The sequence below is a fragment of the Sphingomonas sp. ERG5 genome, from assembly GCF_000803065.1.
In the GTDB taxonomy this organism is placed as follows: Bacteria; Pseudomonadota; Alphaproteobacteria; order Sphingomonadales; family Sphingomonadaceae; genus Sphingomonas.
In genome coordinates, this window is sequence record NZ_JSXI01000045.1 from 108863 (window position 1) to 125236 (window position 16374).

At 62.6% G+C, this 16374-nt stretch carries 13 protein-coding genes and 1 tRNA gene; 9 read left to right on the forward strand and 5 right to left on the reverse strand.

Going from position 1 to position 16374, the window contains the following annotated elements; all coding sequences use genetic code 11:
- Positions 1-94: 94 nt before the first annotated feature.
- Positions 95-415, forward strand: coding sequence for a quaternary ammonium compound efflux SMR transporter SugE (gene sugE, locus OO12_RS15970; protein WP_034159693.1), 321 nt, complete (start codon positions 95-97; stop codon positions 413-415).
- A gap of 165 nt (positions 416-580) precedes the next feature.
- Here the strand turns inward: sugE and OO12_RS15975 are convergent, their stop codons facing one another.
- Entirely contained in the window at positions 581-1870 is a 1290-nt protein-coding gene (locus OO12_RS15975; protein WP_034159694.1) for a PAS domain-containing protein, read from the reverse strand.
- A gap of 217 nt (positions 1871-2087) precedes the next feature.
- Between OO12_RS15975 and OO12_RS15980 the strand changes: the two genes are divergently transcribed.
- The 3 genes from OO12_RS15980 (at position 2088) to OO12_RS15990 (ending at position 3535) form a co-directional block, all read left to right on the forward strand.
- A tRNA-Thr gene (locus OO12_RS15980) sits at positions 2088-2163 on the forward strand.
- Positions 2164-2387: 224 nt separating this feature from the next.
- On the forward strand, positions 2388-2819 hold the full coding sequence (locus tag OO12_RS15985; protein WP_034159695.1) for a hypothetical protein: 432 nt from the start codon (positions 2388-2390) through the stop codon (positions 2817-2819).
- 176 nt (positions 2820-2995) lie between these two features.
- A complete protein-coding gene (locus OO12_RS15990) occupies positions 2996-3535 on the forward strand; it encodes an RNA polymerase sigma factor (protein WP_235364824.1) in 540 nt (179 codons plus the stop codon).
- A 221-nt stretch (positions 3536-3756) separates the two neighbouring features.
- Here OO12_RS15990 and OO12_RS28110 read toward each other — a convergent pair whose 3' ends face one another.
- Positions 3757-4173: a hypothetical protein gene (locus tag OO12_RS28110; RefSeq protein ID WP_152616472.1), complete on the reverse strand. Its 417-nt coding sequence runs from the start codon at positions 4171-4173 to the stop codon at positions 3757-3759.
- Positions 4174-4253: 80 nt separating this feature from the next.
- Between OO12_RS28110 and OO12_RS16005 the strand changes: the two genes are divergently transcribed.
- Positions 4254-5471 (forward strand): S8 family serine peptidase, encoded by a 1218-nt coding sequence (locus OO12_RS16005; protein ID WP_235364825.1) that lies wholly within the window; start codon positions 4254-4256, stop codon positions 5469-5471.
- 504 nt (positions 5472-5975) lie between these two features.
- On the opposite strand, the gene OO12_RS28635 is transcribed toward OO12_RS16005, so the two are convergent.
- From OO12_RS28635 to OO12_RS16020, 3 genes are all read right to left on the reverse strand, one after another.
- Entirely contained in the window at positions 5976-6416 is a 441-nt protein-coding gene (locus tag OO12_RS28635) for a hypothetical protein (RefSeq protein WP_034159699.1), read from the reverse strand.
- Positions 6417-6501: 85 nt separating this feature from the next.
- Entirely contained in the window at positions 6502-9813 is a 3312-nt protein-coding gene (locus OO12_RS16015) for a S41 family peptidase (protein WP_160296827.1), read from the reverse strand.
- 248 nt (positions 9814-10061) lie between these two features.
- Positions 10062-10685 carry a TetR/AcrR family transcriptional regulator gene (locus OO12_RS16020; RefSeq protein ID WP_034159701.1) on the reverse strand — a complete coding sequence of 208 codons (624 nt, stop codon included), beginning with the start codon at positions 10683-10685 and terminating at the stop codon, positions 10062-10064.
- 262 nt (positions 10686-10947) lie between these two features.
- Between OO12_RS16020 and OO12_RS16025 the strand changes: the two genes are divergently transcribed.
- The 4 genes from OO12_RS16025 to OO12_RS16040 all read left to right on the forward strand — a co-directional run bounded on the left by OO12_RS16025 (position 10948) and on the right by OO12_RS16040 (position 16332).
- Positions 10948-13239: a TonB-dependent receptor gene (locus tag OO12_RS16025; RefSeq protein ID WP_160296828.1), complete on the forward strand. Its 2292-nt coding sequence runs from the start codon at positions 10948-10950 to the stop codon at positions 13237-13239.
- A 45-nt stretch (positions 13240-13284) separates the two neighbouring features.
- A complete protein-coding gene (locus OO12_RS16030) occupies positions 13285-14166 on the forward strand; it encodes an alpha/beta hydrolase (RefSeq protein WP_034159703.1) in 882 nt (293 codons plus the stop codon).
- Between the two features lie 100 nt (positions 14167-14266).
- A complete protein-coding gene (locus tag OO12_RS16035; RefSeq protein WP_082006572.1) occupies positions 14267-15688 on the forward strand; it encodes an amidase family protein in 1422 nt (473 codons plus the stop codon).
- A 371-nt stretch (positions 15689-16059) separates the two neighbouring features.
- A complete protein-coding gene (locus tag OO12_RS16040; protein WP_034159704.1) occupies positions 16060-16332 on the forward strand; it encodes a hypothetical protein in 273 nt (90 codons plus the stop codon).
- The last annotated feature ends 42 nt before the right edge of the window (positions 16333-16374 follow it).

Below are 16374 nucleotides of genomic sequence, written 5' to 3' on the forward strand. Positions count from 1 at the left end.
GCCTGCCCGATCCTAAATCAGTCCGGCGAGGCCACGCCCTCCCCCAAAATGGGTCAATGTCCGGGACGACCCGGCTTTTCGAAAGGAAAGCCGCATGGCTTGGATTCTCTTGGGTGTTGCAGGGCTGCTGGAAGTCGTCTGGGCTTTCTTCATGAAGCAATCGCATGGCTTCACCCGGCTTGGCCCGTCGGTCATCACGCTGGTGGCGATGATCGCGAGCTTCACCTTGCTCTCGATCTCGATGAAGACGCTGCCGCTTGGCACCGCTTACATGATCTGGACCGGCATCGGCGCGGTCGGCGCGTTCATTCTCGGCGCCGTCGTCCTTGGCGAACAGATCAGCGCCATGCGACTCGCCGCCGCGTTCCTGATCGTCAGCGGGCTGGTCCTGATGAAACTGTCCACCGCATCCTAGAGCGCCATCGGCTTACGGGAATCATCCTTCCCCGTTCGTGCTGAGCTTGTCGAAGCACCGCCCTTTTTCTGCTGCCTCCGCCGCTACAAAGAACGGGACTTGGACAGGTTTAGCTCGAGCAGGGGAGGGTGATTCCGCGCCAACCGTGAACGATAACGGGCGGTCTCAGTCCGTCGCGGCGCGCATCGCGCGGTGCGTGAGAAGGGTATCGTCGTCGATCGCGGCGACGATATCGAGCGTGTGGCCGGTGCCGGCGCGCGCCAGCAGCACGACATAGTCGCCCGTCGCGACATGCGTGTCGATCGACACACTGGCGAGCGTCGGCCGGCTGCGCAGCATGGCCACCGGATCGGTCAGCGCCTTGGACGCGGGCTGGCGCAGGGCGCGCTCGGCCTTGACCACGCCCTTGATCCCGCCGTCGAACCCGTCGAGGAAATTGCCCAGCCCGCCTGTCGCGACGCCCTGGCGGCGGGCGTGTGACAGGACGGTGGCGAATTCGGTCAGGCGTGTCTTGTCGTAATCGGCCCCGAACACGAGCTTGACGATCGGCGTCATCGGCGCGCGCAGCTGCACGGCGATTCCGGCCTGGTCGAGCAGGGCCTGGTACCCGGCCGGATCGGCATCGGCGCAGGCGGCAAAGTCATGCGCACGGCCCAGCGCGCGATAAAGCGTCGCGCGGCTGCGCGTGTCGGCGGCGCGGACCGCGGCGGCGGTCTGCTGCGCCAGCATCAGCTGATCGGACAGGCTGGCGCCGAGCACCGGCTCGCCGTCATCGGCGACAAGGCGTGATTGCGGATCGGGCTCATGATTCGACTCGTCGAACCCGGCACTGGGGCCATCGGCCCAGACCGGCGCCGCGGCCGGCGCGCGCGGCGTGGTGCGCACCGATTCGGCGACTTCGGCATCGAGCTTCGCCTGAGTCTCGGCATCGACCAGCTCTTTCCAGTTGATCACGCCATAGATGAAATCGATCGTGTCCTCATCGGACGAGAAGGGCATGAGGATGCCGCGATACATGGTGTTGTGGCCGCGCGTGGCGATAAATTCGGCTTCGAAGCCGATCGGCGCGCGGTTGGCGATGATCTGCAGATAATGGTCGGTCAGGCGCGAAAGCAGCGACCGGCTCGGCACGTGCGAGATCAGCGTGACGGTCGAATCGAGACCGCATTCCTCGCGCAGCGCACTGCCGAGAAAGGCGATCGTCGGGTCCTCGATCCCGCGCGAGAAATCGAGCAGCACGCTGTGCGGGCCGAAATCGGCGATGTTGGCGGGGTCGAGATCCTCGATCGAGGGATAAGCGCGGCCCTGCAGCAGCGACACCCAGTGATTATAGGCGCGGACATGCATCCGGCGCTCATCGCTGCCGATATTGAGCGCGGGCTCGGCACCGCCGGCATAGGCGGCTTCGTCATCCGTGCCGGTCCGATCCTCGTCGAAGCCGCGAACATTATCCATTACGCAAAGGCCCTCATCGGACAAACAACCGTCCATTACCCGGCCGTTGTGCACCGGGTGTGGTAAACGTTGCGTAAAGGGATTGCGCACCCGGCTGCTTTCGGCGGGCGCTTTAAACGGACGGTCGGGGCCGGGGTGCGCGCGGCGCTTGTCAGGCCCCGGAGGACCTGCTAACCGCCGCGACCTTGCCGGGGCTCGTTGCGGGCCCGGCCGGTATGCCGCTTTAGCTCAGTTGGTAGAGCATCGCATTCGTAATGCGGGGGTCACAGGTTCGAGTCCTGTAAGCGGCACCACTCCATAACGGGAACACTCCTAGAAAACCGCAGAAACCTGCGGCAAACTGCCTCTCGGTGGTCCCGTGAATCTCATTATGTTCCGCCGTGGCCCACTCAAAAGGGACCACGAAACGTGGCGCCACGCGAAAAATAATTCGCAGCGATTGAACCGTCGCGCGCGGCCTCCCGTCTCGGATTCAGGAACGCGATGCAAAGGGCATCGATCCTGGGAGAACTGAGCAATGAAAGCATTTCAGATCATGGCGGTTATGGCAGCCTCTGTCATCGCCGTTTCGGCGACCCCCGCTTCCGCAGCGAAGGTCGGCGACGCCTGCAGGACCAGCAAAGGCGAGCCAGGTCATTTCGTCGCGACGAGAGCGGCCGGGATACCCACCATCAAGTGCAAGGCAGACGCCAGAACCGCTGTCGACTCGGGCCCGGACGCGTTTGACGGCGACGAGACACCTTTCACCGCCCAGCCGACCGAGCCGTCTGCGGCTGCCACGCCAGACGGCTTCGCCGCTGCGACCGCCGCACAACGGGTCAATTCAATGGCGATGCTGGCGCGCGGCGATGCGGTCGATCAGGCAGGGCAGGTCGAAGCGGCCCGGCCCCGCATTCCGCGCCGTCGGACACCGAAATGCGGCGGAATCATCCGCTGCCCAAGGTGGTAACCGACGCTCTGGGCCCCCGATAACTCAATATTCCAAAACCAGATGACACGACCGGCCCGGATGAGACTACCAGTAATGCGCGATCAACACGCACCTTCATCGACCTTGCACCAAGACGCGGACAAGCTAGACCATCTTCCAGGTGGGTATGGGGCGTTCCGAATATAGTGGAAGACTTGGGTGAAACGCTGCGGTTGATCGCGCAAGGCAGCCAGGCCGCCTTTTCCCGGCTCTATTGCGAGCAACAACCGATCATGCTGCGCTTCGCAACGGGCTTGATGGGCGGCCATGGCCAAGCCGCTGAGGACATGGTCGATGAGGCATTCTTCGAGGTGTGGCGTAAGGCCGGGCAATATTCCGGCGATGGCCATCCGCAGGGATGGTTGCGGCGCATTGTTCGCAACAAGGTGATCGACTGGCTGCGTAAGCAACCGCGCGCGGGCGTCGAGACACCGGCAGATGATGCCTTGGCGCAACTTTCCGATGAAAGCGATACACCGGAGCAAGCGCTTGAAAAATTATCCGACGCCAATGAACTTCGCCGGTTGCTTAGTCATCTGACTCTTGAGCATCGCGAAGCATTGTGGCTCTGTTATTATGAGGAACTGCCCTTGTCCGAGATTGCCGCCACCGTTGAATGTCCGGAAGGCACGGTCAAGACGCGACTGTTTCACGCGCGCCGGGCATTGCGGGCGATGATGGGCGACCAATCATGACTGGCCCTCACTCCCTGCAGGATATCGTGGAGTTGCTTCCATTCTATGCGATCGGGGGGCTCGAAGAAGGCGACCGGCTGCGCGTCGAGCAAGCGCTTGTCGGCAATTCCGATTTGCGCGACGCATTGGCTCGCGTTCGGCGTGAACGAGATTTGCTGGCCATTGGGGCAGCGTCTCTGGCCCCACCTGATCGGCCCGCCGCTGATGATCGGTTGGCTCGATTACTCGGGCGGATCGACGCCGAAGCACCGGTCGCTCCGGTGGCAGAGCCGGTGCGATCGACAAAGCGGCGTTCCGGTATCACTGATTTTTTCTCTCGGCTCGGTTCGCCTCGGCTGCACCGTGGTTTCGCTATAGCCGCAATGGCACTGATCGCGATCCAGACCGGAATAATCGGGTATATGGCCCGGCCGCCGGCCGAACAGAAGTATCAAACCTTGTCGGGACCTGACGAAGATGTTGCGGAGGTAGCGCCGCAAATTCTGCTCCGGCCGGCTCAGGCCACGCGCTGGGATGATCTGGCCAATTTGTTCGAGCGCGAGCAGCTTCGCGTTGTCGCTGCGCCCAGCGCTGGAATGCTTGGCCTCAGGTTGAAGGAAGGAGTGCCGCCCGCCAGGCTCGACGCCACGATCGACCATTTACGGCAATCGCACTTGGTGTCTTTTGCCGGGAAAGCCCAATGAGGGCATCACCAATTCTTGCCATGACGATCGGTTGCTTGATCGGCGCAGATGCCGGTCCGGCATCTGCGCAGGTGAATGGGCAAGCTCAACAGCCGGTGGAGCCGCAATCCAGGCGCGGCATTGGATTGGGCGGCATCGGATTATCGATCTCGCTTGGCAAGAAGCGCCGCCCGCAGGCGTCAGAACAAATCGATCAGCCGGTGGACGCGGCCGTAAATGGCGAGTTGATCATCACGATAAAAGGGGACGCAACCGAGGCGCGCCGTATCGCCGATCGCGCTCAGGTCGGACTTGCCGAAACCTGGCCGTTGGCGTCGCTTGACAGCTTGATGGCGGTGGTAAGGTTGCGGCCCGGTGACAGCACCGAAACCGCAACTGCGCGGCTGCGCGCGATCGATACCGTCCAATTGGTTGTCGCCAACACGATATATCAAACGATGGGCCGTAGCGAGAGTAAGGCAGCGCCAGCACCGGGCTGGTTCGCTTCGGCGCGACTCCCGTCCGATAGCGTCAGCGGACAAATCGCCATGATCGACACGCCGATCGATTTTTCGGCCGAGCCGCTCAAGGCAACACGCGCCGACCAATCGTTCTTCGGCGTCCCTGCCAATGCGGGTATTCACGGTACCGCTGTCGCGTCATTGCTGATCGGACAGCGCGGTGTAACCGGCTCTGCCCGTGGCGCCCAGCTCTTCAACGCGGCTGCCTTCAAACAGGATGGCCGCGGCGTCACGACCGGCGTTACCAGTAATTTGGCCAAGGCATTGGACGCTGTCGTTCAACGACGGCCCGCCGTCCTGGTGCTCGCCTTTGGCGGCAACCAAAATGCGCTGCTCGCTCAGTTACTCGATGTGGCGTATCAACGGGGCGTTTGCGTCGTCGCCGCCGTCGGCAATGGAGGCCCGAACACGCCGGTCGCGTTTCCGGCATCACACAAGGCCAGTTTTGCGATCACGGCGATCGATGAGCAGTTTTCGATCTATGCTCATGCGAGTCGAGGAAGCGCCGTCAGCGTGGCGGGCGTCGGTGTTGCACAATTGGTCGCGGTGCCCGGCGGATATCGTGTCATGTCGGGAACTTCTTTCGCCACCGCGAGCGTTGGCGGCGCGCTGATGCATCTCAATGCCTGCGCACGGGATCACCGTCCCGATCAGGCGCGTTCGATCACCGTCGATGCGGCGTTGGATCTTGGCCCTCGTGGGCGCGACACAATATTTGGTGCCGGATTGTTCCGCCTGCCAACAGGTCGATAGGTATGACGAGGACATGGTACTAGGCCCGAAGGCAGCACGTCCTCATCCGCGGTCGTCCCTTCGTTGCATCTTCGAAGCTGCCGAACGAGCCCTAGCCACAGAGGTCGAACTCCTTGAGTCAATATGGATCACGATACTGAGCTCTACTGGCGGAGCTACCATCAAGGGCGAATATGGTTGCTATGTAGGGGTCTGTCGACGCTGAGACAGCCGTTGCCTGAGCGCTGGGCGAGCCCTTCCAGCCTGCAGAAGTTCCACGGAACAATTGAATGTTGCCTGTGAGATCGACAGTTCCCGAAATTTCCGCACGTGCAAGACCTGCCGTGCGAAGCGCTCGACGTTCACCAAACGAGAGCTCGCTCCAGTTGTCTCTGCGGCCAGTGTCGGCGGTTTCCCGTGACATCTCCTGGAATGCTGAGCACCGCACCCGTGCCGGTCAGGCCCGATATAATACCGTGGCTTTGCAGGCCGGCGGTGGTTTCCGCCAAGTTCGACTTTGCTTCGTCAATCTTCTTCCTCGATCCAGAAGATGAAGGCGTGCTCGCCATCAAAACCAATAAGGCCACAGTCAAATGTCGCGGTGGTGAGTGGATTCCAACTCCGCGAGCCGCCCTCTTGCCAATGCCCGTTGCTAAGGAAAGTAGCGTCCTCATGCAGGTCATTGAGCGCGCTTTTTGCTTCCATAAGCGCTCCGCTTCGCGGCGATGTTTCTGTATAGGCTAAGCTCGTCGTACCGGCCACCGCAAGAACCCGAGCCGCATTCGCCCTGTCCAGACGGACCATTCCGTCTCGCGCAAATGGATCATCGGTCGATGTCGGTAAACCGACCTGTCCGGCTATGATCTTCGCAAGCTGCCCGTCACGAGCGTCCGGTCTCTTTCCAATCCACCAACGAGCGTCAGTTCCTTTGGCGAATCTACTCAGGAGCTTCTCTAGCGTCTGCATCCGGCGAATAGAGCGGAGACAATGAACGCCCGCAACTGGATCGGTGGGCCCGGGCCTTCTTCCTGCACGCGAACAGCCCGGAACCCTAGTCCGTCCGTGGGACCTGGTGCTCAGGCTGCGGCTCGACCATTCCTTCTGCGGGGTAAGCGGGCACCGCTTGTGGCGGTGACGCCAGCGTCACTGGCTTGACGGTGAGCGCCTTGAGCATCAGTTCGACCGCTTTCTCGAGTTGCTTGTCATGGCCGGCGAGCAGGTCGGAAGGCTCGTTCTCGATCTCGAAATCGGGATCGACCCCATGGTTTTCGATGATCCAGCCGCCATCAAGGCCATAAGGGGCGCGTTCGGGGACACTGATGGTGCCGCCGTCCATCAGCGGCCAGTCGACCCGATTGCCATGAACGCCTCCCCATGGCCTCGTTCCGACCACTGGCCCCAGGCCGTAATGGCGGAACAGATAGGGGAAGAGATCGCCATTCGACGCCGACCAGTGGTTGAGCAACGCCACTTTGGGTCCGACAATCAAATCCTCGGGATTCGTGAACACCGCGCCGGTGCGGTTGGTACGCAGGTTGGCGGGCGTGCGCCGCAAGCGCTCGATCACATAATTGGCGATCGAGCCCCCGCCATTCCAGCGGTCGTCGATGATCAACGCCTGCTTGTCGAGTTGCGCGTAGAATTGCCGCGTGAACTGCTGCAGGCCAAGCCCTCCCATATTGGAAAGATAGACATAAGCGACGCGCCCGCCCGACAGCCGGTCGACGATCGCACGGTTGCGCGCGATCCAATCGGCCTCGCGCAGGCTGCGTTCGCTCCTCACCGGTTCGACCAGCACCTTTCGGCGCGGGCCATCGGGGCTGGCCGCCACGGTCAGCTCGACCGGCTTGCTCGCAGCGAGCACCCGCAACAGCGCTTCGGGCGTGCCCGGCGCTGCGAGGTCGACGCCGTTGATCGCGAGGACATAATCGCCGGCTTTCACATCGAGCGCGGGCTGGTGAAGCGGACTGCGATAGGCGGCGCGCGTATTGTCACCGGGGTATATTCTGGCAAGCCGGTAGCGGCCGGTGGCCGGGTCGAGTGACCAGTCGACGCCGAGCAAGGCGGACTGGAACAATGGTGTCGGATCACCATCGTCTCCACCCCCGACATACAAATGCGAACTCCCCAGCTCACCCTGTATTTGGCCAATCAGCCAATTGAGATCGTCACGCGATCCGAGCAGCGGCACCAGCTTCGCATAGCGCGCACGCACTGCCGGCCAGTCCACGCCATTGATCGCGCCATTGATCGCCGGCGAAAAAAACAGGTCGCGTTCCAGACGCCAGGCATTGTCGAACATCTCGGCCCATTCGGCCTTCGGATCGACGGAGAGGCGCAATCCGTCGAGATCGAGTTTGTGAGTGCCGATGGCTTCGGCCGCGGTGTCGAGAATCTCGAAATCCTTGTGGCGTTGCACGAGAATTCTGGCTCCATCGCCGGAGAGCGAATAGCCATCGACGTCCCGGGCTATCACCCTGTCCTGGCCTGATGCGAGTGCGTAGACGCGCAGCGCGGAACTCTCCCCCGGCAATGTGCCGTCCATCAACGCAATTGGCTGTGTGAGATAGAAGAGCCGACCCGCGCGCGCGTCGAGCTGGGCAATGTTGCCGGGCTCGACCGGAAGCACCACGGCCCGGTCCATCAGTCCGTCGAAATCGATCCGGATTGGCGCTTCGGCGTTGCCGGGCGGCAGAGATTGCGCGCCCGCCTCTCCCGCGGGACGCGGTGCGACCGGCGAGGGGGTCTCTTTCGTGAGCGGGACCGCATAAAGGCCGGTCGATTTAAGCAGCGCGAAGTCGAATTCCTGATCCGACGATGCGAGATTTTCGTGCCGGCTGGAGGTGAAGAACAGATATTTGCCATCCGCCGACCAGGCCGGATTGGCATCGCTGCTCCCGCCCGGGCCCATCCGCGTGAGGCGCCCGGTTGCGAGTTCGAACAGATAAATGTCGCGCCGGTGCCCATTGGCGGTCATGCTGAAAGCGAGCCAGCGCCCATCGGGTGAAAAAGCCTGGTCGTGGATTTCCTCATATTTGTCCTGCGCGACCTGGCGTAATCCGGCCCCGTTCGCGCCGACCAGCCACAGCCGATGTTCGCCGTCGCTGAAGCTCAGTTGGCGGGCATCCGGCGAAAAGACCGGCTTGTAGAAATAGCCGGTCTTGAAATGGGTCAGCACCCGTTCGCGCCCGCCAAGGGCTGGCCGCAGGGCCAATTGCTGCCCGCCGCCAATATCGGTCGTATAGGCGATCCACTGCCCGTCGGGCGACCAGGCCGGATGATCCTCGTCGACCCCGGCCGTGCTGGTGACATTGCGACTGGCGGCGGAGTCGCCGGGGACGCTGAAGATGTCACCGCGTGCGGCGAACAGGCCGCGGTCGCCGGCGGGAGCCAGGGCGAAGTTGATCTGGTCCGCAGGATCACGGCTGCGGATCGCCTCCTTTACCGGGACGCTCCGCACATGCGTGCGCGGATTGTCGCGCGGCAGGGTGAACGCGATCTCGTGAAGGCGTTCGTCGCGCAAGGTGAGCAGACGAAGCTTGCCGCCTTGCTGAAACGTGATGGCATCGTCGCCGAGCGCGGGAAAGTCGATGTCATAGTCCGTGAAGTGCGTGATCTGCCGTCTCTGGCGGCTATCAAGATCATAGACCCAGAGATTGGCCCGGCGATGCTGGTCCTGGTCCGAGAGATAGTAAACCTTGCGACCATACCACATCGGCGACGTGTTGGTGCCCGACCATTGCGTGATCTGCTCGAGCCGGCGCGTCGTGAGATCATAAGTGAAGATCTGCTGGGCAAGTCCCCCATTATAGCGCTTCCAGCTGCGGAAGTTCTGAAAGATGCGATTATACGCGATGGTGCGGCCGTCGGGCGCAAAGCTGGCCAGCCCGACCGCGCTGTCGATCGGCATTGCCGTCGTATCACCGCCTTTGACCGGCACCGAATACATGTCGCGAATCCACGGATTCCACTGGTTGCGCCGGGTCAGATAGACGATGCGGGTGGAATCCGGCGTCCAGGTCACCACCATATTGTCAGGGCCCGCCGGGCCCCCGGTGCCGGGTGTGACCGCAGGCCTGAACGTCAGTTGACGCGCCGCGCCGCCGGTTGCCGGGATCACCCAGACGTCGGATCCGCCCTTGTCGGTATGCGTATAGGCAATCCATTTTCCATCCGGTGACGCATGGGGAACCATGTCCTGACCGGGCCCGTTGGTAAGCTGCTGTGCCGCACCGCCCGCGCGCGGCACGCTCCAGAGATTCCCGTTGGCGACAAAGACGATCCGGCCGGCATAGGCTTCCGGAAAACGCGGAAGCGTCGCACTGGCGGCCTGAGCGGCGAGCAACGCGGCCGAAGCGGCCAACAAACGCACAAATCTCAACATACGCTCACAATAGCTGGTTCAAAGTTGAAGCGGTCAATCCACGCATCGGTGTGCTGGCCGCAGGACGGGCTTCGCCCGACTCTGATGGCACGCGCCGGTCGGGCGATCGGCGCGCTCTTGTTTCCGGGCGAGTCGAACGGAAAGAAGAGTGACTATGGCATCCGGCATAGGTGGTGATCGCACCGGCGTTGTGCGAGATCGACAGTCGCCGCGCCAGGCCAGGGGGCTCACTCAGGGCCGAACAGCAATGTAAGCATCTGCGCCTTCCAGATGTTCGATGCGCGCTTGATCGCCGCTTTGTCCGGATTGCGGATATATTCGACGATAAGGCCGCGCGTCACGGCGTTGCTGAGCAACTGTATGCTCTGCGTATGGCTATCGTTGCTGATTCCGGCGGCACGAAGGATGCAGTTGCCCCATCTGAGCACATGCCGGTCGAAGCGGCGCGCGCGGGGTTCGACTTCCTTGTCCAGTTCCGGATCATTCCTCCGCGCCAGGGTCACTTCCAGTGAGGCTGCTGCCTCGGGCATGCTGATCACGTCGAGATTGGCATCGATGAGATTTTCCATCGCCTCCCGGGGCGTTCTGCCGCGACGGATCGCCTCGGCATAAATCCTGATCCGATGGTTGGAAAACTCTTCAACCACGCTGGCCATGAGTTTCGCCTTGGTGGGAAACTGATGCTGGATCGCGCCAAGGCTCATCCCTGTGGCATCACGGATCACACTCATCGTGGCGCCCGAATAACCTTGCGTGCAGAGAATGTCGCGAGCGGCAGCGAGCACTTTGGACCGGGTGGAAGCGCTGCGCTCGGCATGGCTGCGCCGAGCGGCTTTCACTGAGCTCGCCATCACTCCCATTCCATCATCGGTAAGATCGCCTCACTGCAGTATCGGGCCATGTCGAAACAGGCATGTCACGCCGGGCATCCGCCCCATGTTGCCGCCGCAGCGCCTGAAACGGGGCGCTTTCCCCATCTTCCGCTGCGTGGGCCTTACGTCGCTATCAAAAATTACAATACGGTCAACTTATTTTTGCTTGACCATAAATAAGTTGGTTGTATTAAATATGCCTCAAGGGCGCTGGTTGACCAGCAAGCTCGGGAGGATGCTGGTGAGAAATCTGCGAAATTTTACGGTTGCGACGTCAGTGATCGTGCTGTGCCAATCCCTTGCTGCGTCACCTGTTTTTGCTCAGGCGCAGCCGGCGCCGACGCAAGCGACCGAGACGCGGCCGGAATCGTCCGAAGCGGTGTCGTCCGATGCTGGCGACATCATCGTCACCGCCAACAAGCGCGCCGAAAGCATTCTCAACGTGGCAGGGGCGATCAACGCGTTTCGCGGCGACGATCTGCTGAAAAACGGCAACACCAGCCTTGCTGACCTTGCCGGGCAGACGCCCGGCCTCCAGTTCAATGCCGGCTATGGCACGGGCTCGCCGGTCATTCGCGGCATCAATACCGGCGCCGATTTCGGCCAGTCGGTCGGCATTACCGTCGATGGCGCGCCGGTCGGGCCGAGTTCGAGCTTTCAAACAGGGGGCGCCAGTTCGCTCGACCTTGATCCGATCGATCTTGAGCGGGTGGAAATACTCAAAGGTCCGCAGGGCACGGTTTACGGGGCGAACACCCTGGCCGGTCTCATCTCCTATTCGTTGCGCGAGCCGGATCTGCAAAAGCCCAACGCGATCGCCCGTATGGGCCTTAGCGGTACAGAGGGCGGGGGGACGAGCCATTCGGAGCGTGCTGCACTCAGTATCCCCATCATCGAAGATCAACTGGCTGTGCGCCTGTCCGGTTTTCACGACCGCCGCGCCGGCTTCATCGACAATGGCCTGACCAATGTCGCCGACCAGAATCGCTGGCGGAATTACGGTGTGCAGGGTTCGGTCCTGTTCAAACCAGTCGACCGGCTCCGACTCTTCATCGCCGGTATCTATCAAAGGCAAAATCAATATGTGCAGGATCAGGTGGTCTATGCCGCAAACCGCACGCCGCGCGATGGCGATCTCGTCAATAACGACTATCTGGTACCGAACACCAATCGCAAGACCAGGTTTGCCGTCGGCAAGATCGATTATGATCTCGATTTTGCCAATCTGACTTCCGTGACGTCGTATCAGCACCTCAATGTGAATTATGCTTTCCCGCAGGAAACCGGGGCGCTGAATACCATCTTCGTCAACATCCTCCCGCTGCTCGGTGGCGTCACAATTCCCGCGCCGGGCCTGCTCAGCAACGACACGCTCAACGACTTCAGGAAATTTACCCAGGAAGTGCGTCTGACCTCGACGGGCAGCGGCCCGGTCAGCTGGCTGGTCGGCGGATATTACACGCATGAGCGCAGCGAGCAGCGGCAATCGGTAAATGCCCGAACCACCTCGGGCGCGCTCGTCCCTGGAATCAATCCGGCCTTGCTCGTGACGATCCCGACGACGCTCACCGAATATTCCGGGTTCGGTAACGTCACCTATGCCTTTTCCGATGCATTCGACATCACCGGCGGGCTGCGCATCGGACGAATCGAGCAGGCGAACCGAACGCTGCTCAGCGGCAGCAATTTTGCTGCCTATAAGATGCTTTTCGTGGTCAGCGGCCTCGGGTCCGGTCCACCGGCCGATACCGGTCCGCAAAAGGGAGCGAAGACGGTCGCCACTTATCTTGCCACCGCACGCTATCATTTTTCGCGCGACGGCATGATTTTCGCGCGGTTCGCGACCGGCTTTCGTCCCGGCGGACCGAATTTTCCCGTTCCCGGATTCGACCCCGTCTATAATCCCGATCAGACCTATAATTACGAATTGGGGCTCAAGACGAAATTCTGGGGTGGGCGCGGCTCGTTCGACGTGACCGGCTATTATCTCGAATGGAAGAATTTCCTCGCCTTCGCCAGCGCGGGCGGGCTGAACGGCTTTGCGAATGCCGGCGACGCTCGTGTCTATGGGTTCGAAGCGGGCGCAACGCTACGGCCGGTCGACGGATTGAGCCTGTCGGGAACGCTGGCCTTTTCCGACAGCAAAATTACCCGGATCACGTCACCGGCCGGTATCGCGAAGGTCGGTGACACATTGCCGAACAACCCACGCTGGAGCGGCTCGCTGTCGACGGAATATCGCGCACCGGTGGAGTCTCGCTGGCAGGCGGTGGTGCGCGGCTCGGCCCGCTTTGCGGGGGCGCGCAATAGCTCGCCGCAATCGAGCGTCGCGTTCCCGAATTATGTGCTGCCGGGTTATGCACTGTTCGATGCCCATGCCGGACTGGAAAGCGCGCATGTCGATATCGACCTGTTCGTCAGGAACCTGACTGATAAGCGTGCGCAACTCGCTGCCTATACGCAGCTCGGCGTCAATCAGATCACCGTGCAGCAACCGCGCACGATCGGCGTGGCGGTGACGTTCAAATACTGACGATGGCGAGCAGGCTCGCTGGTAAAGTGACATGAGGATGAAGGCATGACCGATACCGCCATTCCCGCCATTCCCGGCATTGAGAGCTTCGTCGTCACGCCCGACGGCCTCGGCACCAGCTTGCGCATCTCGATCGCGCGGCCGTCGGGTCAGGCGGCTGGCGCAACCTCGGGTGCGCCGTCGGTGGTCTATGTGACGGATGCCGATTACAGCTTCGGCACCGTCGTTGAAGCGGCGCGAATGGGGCGGTATGCCGGCGAGGTCGGGCCGGCGGTCATTGTCGGGATCGGCTATGCCGAAGAGCGCGGCGATTATGCGTTCGTCGGGCAGCGGCGTGGCCTGGATTTCTATCGCGGGCCGCGACGGTCGCTGGACATGCCGGGTTTCGGGACGCTGGAACTGGGCGGTGCGGACGCGTTTCTGGCGGCGCTGCTCGATACGGTCGCACCGGAGGTGGAGCGTCGCGTACCCGAGGCACGAGGGGCAGGGCGCATATTGTTTGGCATGTCGGCGGGCGGGCATTTCGCCGCCTATGCCCTGACGCAACGCCCGGACGCATTCACGGGCTATGCGATGCTGAGTCCCGCACTGGTCGATTTCCCGCCGGCGCCGGGCGATGAGCAAATGGTCGCCGCGGTGCGCGCGCTGCCGGCAGGCGCGATCCCATCCGGCACGATCGTGTTCCTGTCGGCCGGCGCGCGGGAGGAGGAGCCGGGCGAGGGGCTCGCCGCCGCCTCGATCATCAGCAACGCCCATCGCATGCGCGCCGCGCTCGCGGCGCATGGCGTCTCCACCGCACTGGCGATTTTCGCTGACGAAACGCATATCTCCGTGCTTGGCGCGGCCGTCACACGGGCGCTGCGCTTTCTCGTGCCGCCGCCGCCGGGAACGCCGTCCTGGCAGGCAGTCCCCGCCCACAGCGACTAAGACGCCGCTTTGGCATCCCGGTCCGGATCATTGGGCCAGGCCGGCGCGGCTATCGGCAAGGTCCGGGCGATCAATTCTCACGTTTCGGAAAAGATGACGCATGACGACGATTCCATCGCCCCCTGGCCGGGTAAGCGACATGATGGATATGCGCGACGCGCTTGAGGCGGGGCACACGACGCCGAGCGCGTTAATCGAGTCGGCCATCGCGCGTGCGGAGGCGGTGAATTCCCGGCTCAACTTCATCGCATGGCCTGTGTTCGAGCGCGCCCGAACTCAGGCGCTTGAACCTTGTACGGGCCCGTTGGCCGGCATCCCCACGTTGATCAAGGACATGATCAACGAAAAAGGGATCCCGGCGAGCTGGGGCGCCGCCGTATTGCGCGATTATATTCCGACGGAAGACTCGCCTTACACTCAGGCGATCGCCCATGCCGGGCTGATCTCCATCGCCCGCTCATCAATGCCTGAACTGGGGCTCAACGTGGCCACCGAATCGCCGTTGGTGGGCCCCACGCGCAATCCCTGGAGCCTCGATCACACACCCGGAGGTTCATCGGGCGGCGGATCGGCGGCGGTCGCGGCGGGTGTCGTTCCGGTCGCACATGCGAGCGACGGGCTGGGGTCGATCCGTCACGGCGCCGCCCCGTGCGGGCTGGTTGGGCTCAAGCCGTCGCGTGGGCGCAATATCGGCGACGAGGCGATGCGCTCGATTTCGGATCTCGGTGTCAATGGCTGTGTAAGCCGCACCGTGCGCGACACCGCCGCCTGGCTCGAAGCGACCCAGACACGCGACCCCAACGCCGCCTTCACCCCTGTGCCGCGGGTCACCGCGCCGACCGGCCAGAAGCTTCGCATCCGGTCGTACAGCGCGATCATGCGAACCGGCGGACCGCCCGACACGAGCGTTGGCAGGGTCTTTGCCGATGCAATCGATTTGCTGGGCAGGTTGGGCCATCATGTCGGCGATGGCCCGCTGCCATTCGCAGGGCCCGCCGCGATCGATGCGCTGAACATGTTTATCGAAGGCAGGTTCACGCGTCAGCTCGACCTGCTTGCGGATCAGATCGGCATCCCGATCACCCCGGATGACCTGGAATATCGTTCGGCGACGCTGGTGGCGGCCGGGAAGGGGATCGGTGACGAACAATTTTCCGCCGCAACGCGGCACATGGAGCGGGTTGCCGCCGCCTATCTCGACAGTCTGAATGACTTCGACATCTGGATGACCCCTGTCTTCAGCACGGAAATCGTTCGCATCGGCGTCTTCGGCCCCGACGTCGCGTGGCTCGGCCAACGGGACCATCTCGTCGACTATGCCGGCTATTGCTGGATCGACAATTTTGCCGGCACGCCGTCGATCAGCCTTCCGATGGGTTTCTCCGACAATGGGTTGCCGGTTGGGGTGCAGTTCGCCACGCGCCCCGGCGGTGAAGCCACGCTTCTCGCGCTCGCCTATCAACTTGAGGCCGCCCTGGAATGGTGGCGGCATACGCCGCCGATCTGGGTCGGCGGCGACTAATCCCAGGCGAAGAACCAGGACGGCGCACCAGTGCCGATCGACACAATGACGCTCGGTCCGGCAATATTCCCGATGCCGGGCCGATACCGAAGGATCGCCGGCCTGTATCGCGCAAGTCCAATATACCTAAGTATATTTCGCCGATACCAATACCCTGTCTCTCCACCCTCTCGCACGCTTGCTCCCGCAATTGCGGGGGCCTATCTGCCTGCCAAGCCCGAAGAGACATTCTCTGTTCGAGCGAAACCGAAGGACCCCTTTTTGATGCCTGGCGACAGTAGTTGCTCAACCGCGCTGCACGCGATGCTCGTCCGAGCCTAGGCATCTGGGTCTCGCTCGTAGTGCCGCGTGCGGCCATTGCGAGGTGAGACATGAACAAAATTCTCCACAATCCCGCGCGCGCGGCCATCCTCCGGCCTGTGCCGGCCATGGCGCCGACCAGAGTGGCTGGTGCCGTGCGGCAGCTGCAGATGGTCTGGTCGATCGACAAGGCCGGACGGCTGGCCGCGCGCTGGCAGCTCACAGGCGAGATCGATACGCTCGGCAGTGACGGAACCTGCCGCCAGCGCCGGCATGCGCTTTCCCGGCGCGCGCGCCGGTCGCAGCCCCGGCTGATGGAGGCGCGCCATGGACGAAGGGCCTAGTCGCGGCATCGGCACAGGCGGGCAGTCCGCCGTGCCGATGTC

What these genes read in the sequence shown, in the direction of transcription:
- sugE (WP_034159693.1), top strand. Translation starts at nt 95, where the DNA reads ATGGCTTGGATTCTCTTGGGTGTTGCAGGGCTGCTGGAAGTCGTCTGG.
- OO12_RS15975 (WP_034159694.1), bottom strand. Translation starts at nt 1,870, where the DNA reads ATGGATAATGTTCGCGGCTTCGACGAGGATCGGACCGGCACGGATGAC.
- OO12_RS15985 (WP_034159695.1), top strand. Translation starts at nt 2,388, where the DNA reads ATGAAAGCATTTCAGATCATGGCGGTTATGGCAGCCTCTGTCATCGCC.
- OO12_RS28110 (WP_152616472.1), bottom strand. Translation starts at nt 4,173, where the DNA reads ATGGTCGATCGTGGCGTCGAGCCTGGCGGGCGGCACTCCTTCCTTCAA.
- OO12_RS28635 (WP_034159699.1), bottom strand. Translation starts at nt 6,416, where the DNA reads ATGCAGACGCTAGAGAAGCTCCTGAGTAGATTCGCCAAAGGAACTGAC.
- OO12_RS16020 (WP_034159701.1), bottom strand. Translation starts at nt 10,685, where the DNA reads ATGGCGAGCTCAGTGAAAGCCGCTCGGCGCAGCCATGCCGAGCGCAGC.
- OO12_RS16030 (WP_034159703.1), top strand. Translation starts at nt 13,285, where the DNA reads ATGACCGATACCGCCATTCCCGCCATTCCCGGCATTGAGAGCTTCGTC.
- OO12_RS16035 (WP_082006572.1), top strand. Translation starts at nt 14,267, where the DNA reads ATGACGACGATTCCATCGCCCCCTGGCCGGGTAAGCGACATGATGGAT.
- OO12_RS16040 (WP_034159704.1), top strand. Translation starts at nt 16,060, where the DNA reads ATGAACAAAATTCTCCACAATCCCGCGCGCGCGGCCATCCTCCGGCCT.